We start from the raw sequence: 14,105 nt of genomic DNA, 5'->3' as shown, positions 1-14,105 counted from the left end.
TTGCGCATCGTGCTTTACTATTGGTGGCTTAGCTGATGACTAATCCGCCTTAATAAATTTCGTACTCCATTTGTAAGTGCTGTTCTTATACAACACCTGCAGAATGTAGGTACCCGCCGGCAGTGACGTCACATCCAGGTTCTGCTGGATATTTTCTGCTGCTGGCAGCGCGTAGACCTTCATCGCCTTTCCTGCCATATTGAAGATGGTAATAGTACCTTCACTTCCGGACTTTGTACGCTGTTTGAAAGTCAGCGTGTTCACTACAGGATTCGGATAAGTGGTTATCTCTGGTGCAAGCACACTTCCATCTGATCCTCTGTCAATTACATTCACCTCAAATGTTGAACGGCTGCTCAGTCGTCTTTCATCTGTTACTGTCAGCTCAAACACATAACTGCCGGGGAATGTCATACCTGCAATAGCCGTTGCCTTTGCTCCCGGTTCCGCAATACTTGCCTGGATCGGGCCGTATACCTGTCTCCATGCGTAAGTGCTGATATTAGCACCATTGCCGTAAGACCTGCTCGCATCAGCATTTATACTTGATACCGGTAATTGCAATGTAAGATCTCCTTGGGTCAGTGACACGGGTGGTTTACCACTGCTGTTCTCTGCTGCAAGTACAGTAATTTTAACGCGGTCACTGGCTGTCGCATTTTTATTATCAGCTACAAACAGTTCTATCTCATAAGTACCTTCTACCAGACCAGATACTACGTTGACAATTCCGTTCGCATTCGAGAAGCGCACATCCTTACCTGATATCTTCAGCCATTGGTATTTCGTGATCACTCCGTCCGGATCGGAAGATCCTGAGCCATTCAATACAACACTGTTATTCGGAAGTCTGATTGTCACGTCATCTCCTGCCCTGGCAATTGGTGGTATGTTAACTGCTGGTGCAGCAGGTTTAATCACCAGTCTCATAGTATCTGTATCTGTCGCTCCTTTATCATCGGTGACGGTCAGTGCCAGTACAAATGTACCCTCTATCAGTAATTGTGCATTAGTGACAGGAATATCTTTGTATTTGATAGTGCCGCCATTCGGACCGGATATTTTATGCCATGCGTATTTCACAATTTTACCATCAGGATCCATTGACAGCGAGCCATCCAGTAAGGCCGAATTATCAGGTAGCGTAATGGTTACGTCCGGACCTGCATTGGCAACAGGCGGTTTGTTAGCCTGTGGCGCGGCTTTCACTGTTACGGTCACGGTAGCTGTAGTATTAGCGCCGTCGTTATCGGTTACTGTCAGTGAGAATATATAGGTTCCTGCTGTCAACCCGGTAACAGCTGTTCTTACTGCTGCTGGTGCCGTTATATTACCACCGGCCGGACCGCTCACCTTCTTCCAGGCATAACTTGTTATTCTGCCATCTGCATCTGATGAGCCGCTGCCGTTCAGTGTTATACTGCTTGTTGGCAGTGTGATTGTCTGCGCATTACCTGCATCTGCAACTGGTGCCTTATTAGCCGCAGGATTTACCCGCACGGTTACAGTCGTGGTGTTGGCCGCATTCTTGTTATCGGTCACTGTCAGTGAGAACACATAAGTACCTGCTGTCAGTCCGGTAATTGTTGTTCTTTCAGCTCTCGGGTACGTAATATTACCTGCTGCCGGACCGCTCACTTTCCTCCACTGGTAACTGGTGATAGTACCGTCTGCATCGGAAGAAGCTTTAGCATCCAGGGTTACTGTATTAACAGGCAGCGTGATAGTTTGTGCGCTACCAGCATCTGCAACAGGTGGTTTGTTAGCCGCCGGATTTACATTGATGGTTACAGTAGCGGTATTGGTAGCGTTCTTATTATCAGTAACTGTCAGTGAGAATACGTAGGTCCCCGCTGTCAGTCCGGTAATAGTCGTCCTTACAGCTCCAGGAGCAGTTACATTACCTCCTGTCGGACCGCTCACTTTTTTCCACTCGTATTTGCTGATACTACCATCCGGGTCGGTAGATGCCCTGCCATCAACAGTGACGGTACTTACCGGTAGCGTGACGGTTTGTGTATTACCTGCATTCGCTACAGGAGGTTTGTTGGCAGCAGGATTTACGGTGATCGTAACGTTTGCTGTGCTCGTAGCGTTCCTGTTATCTGTAACAGTAAGTGAGAATACATAGGTACCTGCTTTCAGTCCGGTAATATTAGTTCTTACCGCCGCAGGTGTTACAATTCTTCCACCGTCAGGACCGCTCACTTTCTTCCATTCATACTTGCTGATGGAGCCATCTTCATCTGCAGAGGCTTTACCATCTAATGTTGTGGTATTAGCAGGCAACGTAATTGTAACTGCACTGCCGGCATTAGCAATAGGTGGTTTATTTGCAGGTGCCGGATTTACTTTAACCGTCACGCTGTCTACATCTGTTGCTCTGTTATCATCGGTTACTGTGAGTGTATAAATATATGTTCCTGCGGTCAGTCCGGATACTGCAGTTATAGCAGAAGTGGCATTTGCGATGTTACCTCCTGCCGGACCTGTTAGTTTCCGCCACAGGTAGGAACTGATCTTACCGTCCGTATCTATTGAACCTGTACCGTCCAGCGTTACTGTGCTAACAGGTAATGTGATCGTAATATCTTTACCTGCGTTCGCATTTGGCGCCGCATTCCCTTTCGGAGGTGTTTTAGGCAGTTGATATTCGTAAGCACCAACGTCATATCCGCTGTTTACAGGACGTCTGGCATCATCAAGATCTGTAATCAGGTTGAACTCGGATACAGAACGGCCACCATCGATTGCGATTGAGTTGCTGGTAAGGTGGAAGTCGCCACTTCTCACATTCGTCACAAATTTCCCGGCATTGGCGGTAGTGGTAAACAGGTTATTACCATAATCAAACTTGATGTTCTGGGCCCCTCTGATGTATAGACCTTCAGTCGGATAACTGCCACCGACTTTATCTTCGATCACCAGGTTATTATACACTTTGTGGCCTGTTCTGGTCAGATAAGCATATATTTTGATACCTGTATTTTCAGTATTGTAAATAGTATTGTTATAGATGTAAGCAGTAACAGGATCAAATACCAGTTTATCCGCTACCGTTATACCTTCTGCATTTTCAACATTAGATACTATGTTGTTGTATACATATGATACACCAGATCCGAACAATGCGATGCCCGGCATATAACCGTTATCAATGACATTGTTATATAGCTTTACACGGGAACCGCCACCCATCAGCATTCCATAGCTCTGCGCTTCTACTTTTGTTCTGCCATAGTTGCGTACTACGTTATGGTGGATCTTATTCTCTCCCAGGTCGGCCATGGATACCTGTATAGCATCCTGTCCCATGTTCTGCAGGTCATTATCATACACATCCAGATCCTGGATATGGTGAGACCGGATGTTTTTACAGAAAACATAATCCAGCAGATAGTGAGTATTACCAATGTAAAATCCTTCATAGTCAGCATTACGACCTTTAATGTGGTGGATCTTTACATTCTTCATCACATATCTGCCTTCCCAGAACTCTGGCTTATCGCACTCCTGGGTGGTTTTAGCTACGACGAAGGAACCTACGTCATGTATAGAGAAGTTATGAATGTCGATATCTGTACTGCCGGAACCCAGGTATACTCCCTGCATTTTCACACCCAGCAGATTACGTCCATTTATATCAAATCCATATTCAACACCAGGTGTTCCTGAACCATTAATGTGCAGGAATTTTCCACCCATGATGCTAAAGGATACATCTGATTTCAAAGTTCTGATACCAGTTCTTACGACACCGCCACAGTTCATAATTACAATCGGTTTCTGAGCAGTACCAACAAGATTACCAAGCTGAATGAACTCATAGTCGCCTGCAGGAATACACAGCGTATCGCCGGGGTCAAGGTCAAATGCTTTCATGGCATCCAGATACCACATTCCGTTGCCAACATTGTTCTTCGCAATTACCTTCTTATTGCCTGGTGGTGGCGCTGCTTCTCCCTGACGGTATTGCAGCATCCACTCATATACGTTCATACCATTCTCTTTGTAAGATGGATCATATGCGGTAGTCCATGCGTCGTGGCCGAAGGTATCGAAGATAGTCAGTTTGGGACGGGGGTTAGGCGAAGGCTTATAAGCATTCATAACAGAGGTCCACTGCTTGGAATACTCAGATGGAACAATAGGATCATTATTATTATGCAGGAACCAAACAGGCACATTATTTCTGGCAAGTACTTTCGGAGCGTTTGACATCTGCCATGGACTCATATTGCCAGCAACAGCTACGATAGCTGCCGGTATTTTAGCATACGAATCGTTTGCACTGGCAAAATCTTCAGTAACGCCACCGCCCATACTCATACCCGTTACATAGATACGTTTATTGTCAATCCTGTGTTTACTCTTGAGGTAATTAATCAGACTCAATACGTCTGCAGGACTTGGAATGTTCCGGAACTGCGGAGATGCAACGATAAAAGAAAAACGCTTACCGCCAACAGTAAATGATTCAGGGAATTTTCCTTTGTTAATCAGCATTGGTACACCATTCCTCAGTACCGCAGGTAAATTGCTGGTACCATTGCCTAATTCACCAATACCATGAATGAATATCAGCAAAGGAAAAGACTCGTTGCTGGAGGAATAAGATGGAGGCACATATTCATAATAACCTCCGGAGTTAGTAACCCGTGTTCCGGCCAATGAAACCGCTTTCTGCTGAGCGGTTACTGCTAAAGTAGAGAACAGAAGCACTGCAAGGCAAGCAGCTAACTTTCTGAACATAGTAGAGTACAAATGTTTCATCAGTCAGGTTTTTCAAATAATTATATGGTGTGCTTGCGGGGCCTATCCCCGACTCTAAAAAAATGACAAAGCAATCAGTCGATAAAGGTTAGCACGTTGGTTGTAATCTTGCACGTTGTCCCAGAAGGTCTTTCAGATTCTATCTCACACACAGCGTCGGTTCATAAGGGTGTCTGTCTGAATATGCTATACTGACGTTCTACAATCCCCTGATAATCTTTTAATTTTTCAGTCTTTTCAAGTTCCGGCGGCAAAGTACAATATTTTTATTTGTCAAATAAAATATTTTTTATATGTAATTAACTTTATTTATAAAGCATAAAAAAAAATAATGCGTAATAGAATAATATATATTAAATTGCTGGGGCTGTCTGAATTAAATTTTGTCAAACTTTTATAGTGTGCTAATATTGTATTCACGGAATCAACACCCCGAATAGCCTCATCCTGTTAAAAAGACCGCTCAAAATTTCAATTCACTGGATTTATATCATATACATGGGATTTAAATTATTATCGGTAGTTAACAACAGGCATTTTCACTCCTTATTAGGTAACCTCGTTTCAGCTTTCCTTAACGTACTATCTTTTGCGATCTTAGTTCGCCTGTTATCTTTGTCTGCTTTTGGAGAATGGGTTTTATTCATCGGAACTTATACTGTATTAGACCAGATCCGTACCGCACTACTTAATTCAGGAATCATAAAATTCTATACCGGCGTAGATGAAAAGACTGGCAAGGAAGTGGCCGGAAGTGCCTGGTACCTTGTGCTACTACTTACAGGTATATATCTTATCCTCAATGTTATTGTCGCCGTAGCGCTCTACGGACACTTTGATGAAACATGGCGCTTTTTTATCCGATGGCTGGGTGTTATGATGATTGTATCCGTACCCTTCAACGTCGCCAGCTGGTTCCTCCAGGCAGAACACCGTTTTGATAAAATATTACAGGTGCGCTTCTGGCAAAACGGTTGCTTCCTGGTCTTCATACTGGCCTTCCACTTCTTTAGTTCAGTAACACTCCCGCATGTGTTATTTGCCTACATGGCTGGCCTCGCAGTTACCAGTACCTTTACGCTCATAAAAGGCTGGACAAAGATCCGTACGGTTATTTACAGCACAAAAAAACAGGTGATCATCCTCGTCAAATACGGATGGCTCATTGTTGGCAGTATGATATCTTCTGGTTTCCTGAACTATTCAGATAACTTCCTCATCCGTACCATGATCAGCCCTGCAGCTGTGGCTATCTACAGCATCCCGCAAAAGTTCATGGAAGTGATCGAAATCATACTCCGCAGCTTCGTCGCCACCGCCCAGCCTACGCTTTCGGGCGCTGCTAACCGGAATGACTGGCAAGGCGTATCCCGCGCCTTTTCCCGCTACACCGGTGTGGTAAGTATCGTCATCATCCCTTTCATCATCGGACTGATCATCTTCACAAAACCATTAATCATTATCCTGGCTGATAAGGCCTACCTGGAAGCAACAGATGTAGTCCGGATCTTCCTCCTCTGCGCTATATTCTACCCGATCGACCGCTTTATCGGGGTAGCGCTGGATATGATTAACCGTCCGCTGACCAACTTTTACAAAAACTTCCTCAAACTCATACTCAACATCATCGGCGACATCGTCTTCATCAAACTTTTCCACGACGTTCGCTGGGTCGCTTTCGGTTCGCTGCTCAATATGATCATCTGCGTTGTGGTCGGCTACTTCATGCTCAAAAAGTATGTTCCTTTCACCATGGCAGAAATCGTCAAACTGGGATGGGCAGAGTGCAAAACGATGCTCGAAAAGATTACCGGTAAACTTAAACTGGCCAAATAATAAGCCTGATTCCGGTCTTCGGACGAAATGGAAAAATAAACTTCCGCTTCAGACGCAAACCCGTTTTCCGGAATCACTTTTACAATATTAACGCATTTGAGGTTGTCATTTCAGCCCATGTCCACAGGACGCCAAAACGTGTGCATAGGACGCAAGAGAATTACACAATATTCTGATTATCATTTCCTTACATTACCTGCAAAAATTCTCCTGGCAGGAGCTGTACCGGACCTCTTCCCGCTTTCTGAATCTCATCATCCTACGTTCATCTTACGTCTTAAGACGTAGGATGAACGTAGGATGATGAAGACAAAAACGGCTGCAAAACGACCTGTGATCATTTGCTGCCAGAAAATAAAAAGCCCCCGGTGTTATCCGGGGGCGCTCTCCTTTAAAACAAACCTATTGAAATAATTATACTCTTTTCAGCACACGGGAACGGATGATACTTTTACAGATGTCTGTAAATGCACGTGTCGCCTCTGCCAGCTCCTGACCAAGAGAACGCTGTGGGAAATAGTGCAGTACCATTTCGCGTGTCCATGGCTCTTCAAAGTATTTCAGAATATCTTTATCATCCGGATTTACAATGAAATCAAAACTACCTTCCCATTCAACGCGCATGGTATGCAGGTTCGGATGTGTTCTTTCCATAATTTTGTAACCAATAGAAGCTTTGGGCAGATATTCCAGGAACAGATCGCCAAAGTCGAAGCTGGTAGGAAATGCTATCCTTTCCTTATCCACCATTATCACTTTGTTATCTACTTCCAGTAAGACCCATTTGTGAGATTTCTTCGGATACAGGTGCTCTCCCAATAGGGAAGGCGTTTCCATATAACCTCTCTTTGCCACACGGAACTGCTCACGCAAAAACGCGTGTGGATTCTCAACATGCTCAAGCACATGGTTGCAGATCACATAATCAAACTCTTTATCCTTAAAAGGCAGGTTCTCGCCATCTGCATTCATGAACTGCTGATTTTTCAGCACTTTTATATCGCCACTACGATGTGTATTGTCATCTACGTATTTGTCTACCACCACATTTGACCTGGGGTGCGGATTATGACCGCCTCCAACCTCTAGTACCCTGTCCGTCTTTCTAATGTCCAGGTCATAACGGGATTGGGGATTTCTGATTTTCATGCGTAAAGTTTAATGATATTACAATGGGGCCAGCACCTGCTGGTATACCGTTTCAATTTTATGGGTCATTTCCCGTACGTCAAATTTTGCTTTTACGGACTTACCGGCGTTTTCCTGTAAGTACCGGCGCATTGCACGGTCTTTTAATAGTCTTTCGAGGGCTGCAACCAATGCACCTTCATCCTTAGGTGGTACTAAAAGTCCGCTGACTTCATCTTCTATCGCCTCTCTCGTACCATCTACATCGGAAGCAATGACTGCTTTGCCCATAGCCATCGCTTCAAGCACGCCAATAGGAAATCCTTCCCATAGCGAAGGCAGGCAGTAGATATCAACAGCATTGAGTACTGCTGGTACATCCTGACGGAAGTTATCGAAGATCACCCGGTCTGCGATACCCAGGTCTTTGGCCAGCTGCACCGCCGCTGCTTTCAGGTCGCCCTCTCCTATCATTAACAAAGTGACGTCCTTAAAGTTGGTACATACGTGGGCATAGGCCCGTAGCATGCCAAGCGGATCCTTCTGTTCAGTAATACGGACAATATATCCGATCACCAGGTGATGGGCGGGTATGCCGTAGCTGGCTTTCACATCAGGGTAAGTGCCCTCCAGATCAAATTTGTCCAGGTTCACGCCATTCTTGACAACAGTTGATTTAAAACTGCCAAATTCTCTGACGCCTGTGCGGTGATTGGAATCAGACACGGTAATATTGAGCCTGGTACGCCTGGTGATGAACTTCTCCGCCAGTATCCTGGCTTTCCTATTCCAGGCCGGCAGGCTGTCATGAAAAGACCACCCGTGAATAGTGTATATTACTGGCAGTCCGAGAGAACGCGCTGCCCAAAGTACGTTTGTATTAGCACGGGTACCATGTACATGCACGATATCCATTTGCTGTGCCTGTAGGAATTGTTTTACTTTTTTCCACACACCTATATCAAAGGCGCGCTCCGTATGAATGACGTGAGCGGGTACTCCCATCTGGGTCAGCGATGTAATCATCGGACCATCAGTGAAAGATAACACCACTGGTTCAAACAGGTTCTTGTCAAGGTAACGTACAAGATCGAGTACATGACTCTCTCCACCCCCGATCTTACCCTGACGGATGGTTTGTAAAACCCTGATCTTTTTTATCGTTTCCATGTTTTACAATTGTTCCATCCACCGGCTGTACCATAACTGGAATACAAGGATGTTCCAGAGTTTCTGGTGACTCACCTTTCCGCCGTTAAAATAGTTCTGTTTAAGTACTTCGATGTGTGAAGGGTCGAAAATACCCGTCTGCTGCAGCTTAGCCGGCGACAGATAATATTCCATCTGATCCTTCAGCTCATCTTTGAACCAGTGTGTCAGCGGAGCAATAAACGGACGTTTAGGACGGTCCATTAAAGTCTTAGGGATATACTGATGTACGATCTCTTTCAGGATGTACTTGTTGGTCTTATTCTTTACTTTCACATGAGCAGGTACTTTCGCCAGGAACTCTACCAGCCTGTGATCCAGCATAGGCTCACGCCCTTCAATGCCGACAGACATCGTAGCTCTGTCTACTTTTACCAGGTTATTATCTACCAGGAAAGTTTTATAGTCAACAGACAATAACCGGTTCAGCGGATCATTGATATTATTCAGCTCTCCGTTCATGTCAAAATTGGTCTTGTAAGCAGATTTTGCGCCTCCAAGATAATTGGCCGCTTCCGACTCGGTGATATACTGGCTGATGTATTTCAATGCCTGCTGAGACTTACCGGATGCCCATATGAGTTTCATTTTCTCATACCGGCTGGCAAAGTTGTACTGTTTGTTGAAATAAGGGATGTACGCTGGATCAACTATACCCATTACCTTACTTACAACGCCCTGTATAGTCTTAGGGAAGCGCTCGGTATACTGCAATGACTGGTTAAATTTATTGTAGCCGGCAAACAGTTCGTCTCCACCATCGGCGGATAACACCACTTTTACCTGCTTGGCAGCCAGTTTGCTCACCAACGTAGTGGGCACGGTAGAATTATCTGCAAATGGCTCGTCATAGATCTCTGGCAGATGTTCAAGAATTTCTCTTGCATCTTCAGGACCTACGATCCATTCTGTATGATCAGTACCGAGGTGCTGCGCAATCCTGCGTGCCTCTTTCGATTCATCAAACTGTGCTTCTTTATAACCAATAGTGAAAGTCTTCAAACGGTTACCAGAAGAAGCCTGTAAGATAGCGGCAACACTTGAGCTGTCGTATCCGCCACTCAGGAATACCCCTACTGGTACGTCAGCTACCATTCTGTAACGGTAAGCGCTTTCCATCAGCTCTTTTGTATGGCGGATAATATCTCCTTCATACATATTGGTTAATGGCTGACGGTAAGCCTCCAGCACACTCCAGTATTCAGCGGTAGTCAATGCTTTATTGACCAGCGATAAATGCATGAAATGTCCCGGCTTCAGTTTATGCGTATGTTCAAAAACTGTATAAGGCGCAGGAATATAGCTGTATTGCAGGAACAGTGATACACTGTTGACATCGATTTTCTTTTCAAAAGACGGAAAGCGGCTGAAGCTTTTCAGTTCAGAAGCAAAGAGCAATACGTCGTTATGCCAGTAATAGTACAGTGGCTTTACCCCTGCCCTGTCGCGACAGAAAATCACCTGCTGTTCTTCCTTATCATAGATCACGAAGGCGAACATACCGATACAACGGTCTACCACTTTTTCCTTCCAGCAATCATATCCTTTGATCAATACTTCAGTATCGCTGGTGGAGGTAAAATGATAACCTTGTTGCTCCAGTTCGTGCCGGATCTCTTTAAAATTATACACCTCGCCATTAAAGATCATGGTGTATTGTTTGAAATGCATCGGCTGGTGGCCGCCACTGGAAAGGTCAAGTATTGACAGGCGTCTTTGTCCCAGACCAATTACTGCATTCGGGTGTTCATATACTTCATAACCGCCATCATCCGGACCGCGATGCAACAGCGCATCGGTCATGTCTTTCAGTACGGGTAGGCTGGCCTTCTTGGAGAAATCAATAAACCCTGCTATGCCACACATGGTATTAAATTTAGTTGACGATGTTTTACGTTCCAGATAATGCCTTTCCAGAAAGCTTTCAAATGTTCTTTCTCTCTTTTTAGCAAAAATTGTAACGTATTCTTGGGAATGGTAAACAGCGTCAGGTACAGTAAAAAGATGATTCGGTTCGGTAACGCCACGTTTCTGCGCATGAACAGTATTCTGTTCCTGGTCAGGTAATACGTCTTTAACGGACTGTTTTTACCCGTGGTCATTGATTCTTTATGGTAGATAAGCGATTTATACTGATAGTAGATCTTATATCCTTTGCGTTTAAACTGCTCGCACCAGTCAAATTCTTCGTAGTAAAGAAAATATACTTCCGGCATGAGTCCTACGTCTTTCAGTACCGCAGCTGTAGTCATCATACCACCGCCATGAGCGTAATTGGTGGATGACAGCTGATCGTACTGACCCTGGTCTGCCTCTTTACAACCGATCATACTGTTACGGCCGGTGAAAACGTCCACAGACTGGTAGCCGGCATATTCAATGGTACCTTTATGAAAGAAGTAATGGAATTTCGGGCTTACCATTCCGGCGTCCGGGTGCTGATGGAATACTTCAACCAGTCCTTCTATCAGTCCGTCAGTAAATTCTGTGTCGTTATTGACAAGGAATATATAAGCGCCGGTAGCGGCTACGATACCCAGGTTATTACCTCCGGCAAAACCTTTATTGGTAGCGCTTCTGATCACCTTCACCTCCGGATAGGCTTCGAGCAGTGCAGCAGTAGGATCTTCGACAGAAGCATTGTCAACAACGATCACTTCGACATTACGATAGCTATTGCTGCTGATGGAATGCAACAATTCACAGGTAACGGCAGTTGTGTTATAGTTGACCGTTACGATGGATACCAGCGGTGCTATGTTATTTTCCTGCGACATTGACCAGTGGGTTATCTATACTTGTTTTGGAATGTTTTGTATGAATAAACGTCTTGTTGGCACCCTTGAGTTTGAATACCAGCGCGAGCATGATACCAACTACACGGGGAAGGTTCAATATGACAGTCAGCAGATATTTAGAATAAAACTTACCAGGTAATGGCAGCAGCATGCTGACAACAAACCCAGCGAGGGTAAGTGCCCAGGCGTAGAAGGGTATTGTCAGGTAATGGCCCAATAGCAGGTAGACGAATGTCATAAAGCACACACCAGCCAGGAGCAACATACGTGGCAGCAGCATGTTTTGTCCGACAGCCATATAAAAGTAGTCGATACGTCCTTTTAGCAGGGCACGGAAACCTTTGCCAAAATACTGGCGCAGGTAAACCAGCTGACTGGACAACCAGCGTTTACGCTGATTCTCGAAGGCTGCCGCATTTTCTACCTTCTCATCAAAGATAAGTGCTGATTCCAGGTAATGGATGTGGTAGCCTTTATCAACAACAAGCTGCTGGAGCACTTTATCAAAACCACCGATAGCTTCTATTTCTTTGAGCGCCTGTTTAATCAGTTTGTATTCAAAAGCGATACCTGAACCGATGATGGAGGCAGACAATCCGAGTGCGTTAGCGCCTTTTCTATTAATATGATTAGCGATCATTTCATTGGCCGCATCGAGAATAGCGAAAGGCGTATCGAGGTTTTTAGCTACGCGCTGTGCTTGTATTACCTGGTGTCCCTGCAGGAAAGAACTATTTATCTTTTGCAGGAAATCAGGCGCTGGAATATTATCAGCATCAGCGATAATAGCCATATCGTACTGATCATCCTGAAGTTGTGAGAAAGCGGCGTTCAGTGACTTCGCTTTTGTGCTTTTGGTAAAAGAAACCGGTATTACGGTAATCCCTTCTCCTCGTAACCTGCTGACAGTAGCGTCCTGCAGCGAGTCAGCAATGACAATCACTTCGAATTTATCTGCAGGGTAACTGAGCGTTTCATAGCTCTGTGCAGCGGAGAGGATAACATCATCCTCCTTGTATGCAGGTATCAGAATAGCTATCCTGCTATAAGTAAGTGTATCGGCGGTATTTTTACTTTTCCTTGGAAAGAGGCGTCCGGCTATTGAAAACAGCAGATTAAAGAATACGCAACCTGCCAGGTAAACAAGTAAAATTAATTCAATCGTAAAGATCATTACACATTATCTTTTTGTATTAGTGCTTTGGGGGTATTGGCCATGATCCACATGTCGTACCGGAAGCTATGCTGGTTGGAGTAGTTAATGTCCAGCGCAATTCTTTCCTGGGCAGACATTTCCTTTTTACCCCTTTTGCTGATCTGCCACAGGCCTGTGATGCCGGCCGGTGCCAGGAAGCGTTGAGCCCAGTCATCGGTGGTCAGTGTAGATGCCTCGTATAAAGGCAAAGGTCTGTTACCAACGAGAGACATGTCTCCTATCAAAACATTAAAAAGTTGCGGGAGCTCATCAAGGCTTGTATTTCTGAGGAAGGCACCGAAACGCGTTACGCGCGGGTCATTTGATACCTTGTAGAAAACGGGACCGTCACCGCTTTTGTACTGGTTCATGTGCTGCAGTTGCTGCAGTTTTTTGTCCGCATCAACTACCATCGTTCTGAACTTGTAAAATTTAAACACCTGGTAGTTCTTACCTGCGCGTCGCGCGGCATAGAAGATGGGGCCTTTTGATTCAAGTCTGATGATCGCTGCAATTAACAATAAGATAGGGCTAATCACGAGTAAAGCGATTCCCGCAACAATGATATCGAAACCTCTTTTCAAAACGGCGTTAGCGGTACGTTTGTGATCTTGTTTCCTTTTACCGCCAACCACGGTGAGTGGAGGGAAAGCGTTCAGTTGTTTAAATTTATTAATAAAGGCAACTTTCGATGAAAGTCTGGGCAGGCACTGATCCGTGATGATTTCGTCGATGAAGGTGTACTGCTTGGCAGCGGCCTTCATTTCCGGTGTTACTTCTGCCGTATACAACAGGAATGGAATGCAGGCGTAGCTGCTATCCTGCTGGAAAAATTGTTTCCAGGCATTCAGGCCTCTGTGATTGTCGGTATGCGACCTATAAATAATGACACCTGGTTTTCTGCGGAAAACAGATTGTAATTGTTCAATGGTAACTACGGCAGTGTCATAGTCCTGTGCGAAGAAACACTTATATCCCTGTGACTCCAGTTCAGGAGTTTCAATATGCTGTCCTACAAACAATACAATGTTACTGTCGGCAACAATTTGTCGGGGCAAGGTCTGTTCACGTTCTTCAAACTGTTTTGGGGCCGCATTCTTCAATACGCTCAGTTCAGGAGTAAATGTATTCATGCTAACAAAGGAATTAATGGTTACATACTGATG

The 14,105-nt window shown here is 44.9% G+C and carries 8 protein-coding genes; 1 reads left to right on the top strand and 7 read right to left on the bottom strand.

Annotation, left to right across the window (positions count from 1 at the left end; translation table 11 throughout):
* Window positions 1–39: 39 nt before the first annotated feature.
* Entirely contained in the window at window positions 40–4,773 is a 4,734-nt protein-coding gene (locus tag K1Y79_RS20495; protein WP_220252063.1) for a PKD domain-containing protein, read from the bottom strand.
* A gap of 498 nt (window positions 4,774–5,271) precedes the next feature.
* On the opposite strand from K1Y79_RS20495, the gene K1Y79_RS20490 reads away from it, so the two are divergent.
* Window positions 5,272–6,609, top strand: a complete 1,338-nt coding sequence (locus K1Y79_RS20490) for a lipopolysaccharide biosynthesis protein (protein WP_220252062.1) — start codon at window positions 5,272–5,274, stop codon at window positions 6,607–6,609.
* A gap of 414 nt (window positions 6,610–7,023) precedes the next feature.
* Here K1Y79_RS20490 and K1Y79_RS20485 read toward each other — a convergent pair whose 3' ends face one another.
* From K1Y79_RS20485 to K1Y79_RS20460, 6 genes are read right to left on the bottom strand one after another with little or no spacing between them, the layout of a single operon-like run.
* Window positions 7,024–7,758, bottom strand: coding sequence for a class I SAM-dependent methyltransferase (locus tag K1Y79_RS20485; RefSeq protein WP_220252061.1), 735 nt, complete (start codon window positions 7,756–7,758; stop codon window positions 7,024–7,026).
* 18 nt (window positions 7,759–7,776) lie between these two features.
* Complete coding sequence (locus K1Y79_RS20480) at window positions 7,777–8,907, bottom strand: glycosyltransferase family 4 protein (RefSeq protein WP_220252060.1); 1,131 nt, start codon at window positions 8,905–8,907, stop codon at window positions 7,777–7,779.
* 3 nt (window positions 8,908–8,910) lie between these two features.
* Window positions 8,911–10,812: an asparagine synthase (glutamine-hydrolyzing) gene (gene asnB / locus K1Y79_RS20475; protein WP_220252059.1), complete on the bottom strand. Its 1,902-nt coding sequence runs from the start codon at window positions 10,810–10,812 to the stop codon at window positions 8,911–8,913.
* Window positions 10,800–11,723 (bottom strand): glycosyltransferase family 2 protein, encoded by a 924-nt coding sequence (locus K1Y79_RS20470; RefSeq protein ID WP_220252058.1) that lies wholly within the window; start codon window positions 11,721–11,723, stop codon window positions 10,800–10,802. Before K1Y79_RS20470 ends, asnB begins: the two co-directional genes overlap by 13 nt.
* A complete protein-coding gene (locus tag K1Y79_RS20465) occupies window positions 11,707–12,918 on the bottom strand; it encodes a glycosyltransferase (protein WP_220252057.1) in 1,212 nt (403 codons plus the stop codon). Before K1Y79_RS20465 ends, K1Y79_RS20470 begins: the two co-directional genes overlap by 17 nt.
* Window positions 12,918–14,072, bottom strand: a complete 1,155-nt coding sequence (locus K1Y79_RS20460) for a sugar transferase (protein WP_236059761.1) — start codon at window positions 14,070–14,072, stop codon at window positions 12,918–12,920. Before K1Y79_RS20460 ends, K1Y79_RS20465 begins: the two co-directional genes overlap by 1 nt.
* Window positions 14,073–14,105: the final 33 nt, after the last annotated feature.

This window comes from Chitinophaga rhizophila, from assembly GCF_019492185.1.
GTDB classification, from domain to species: domain Bacteria; phylum Bacteroidota; class Bacteroidia; order Chitinophagales; family Chitinophagaceae; genus Chitinophaga; species Chitinophaga rhizophila.
The sequence above is the reverse complement of the archived record's forward strand: the minus strand, read 5'-3'. Positions and strand labels throughout refer to the sequence as shown.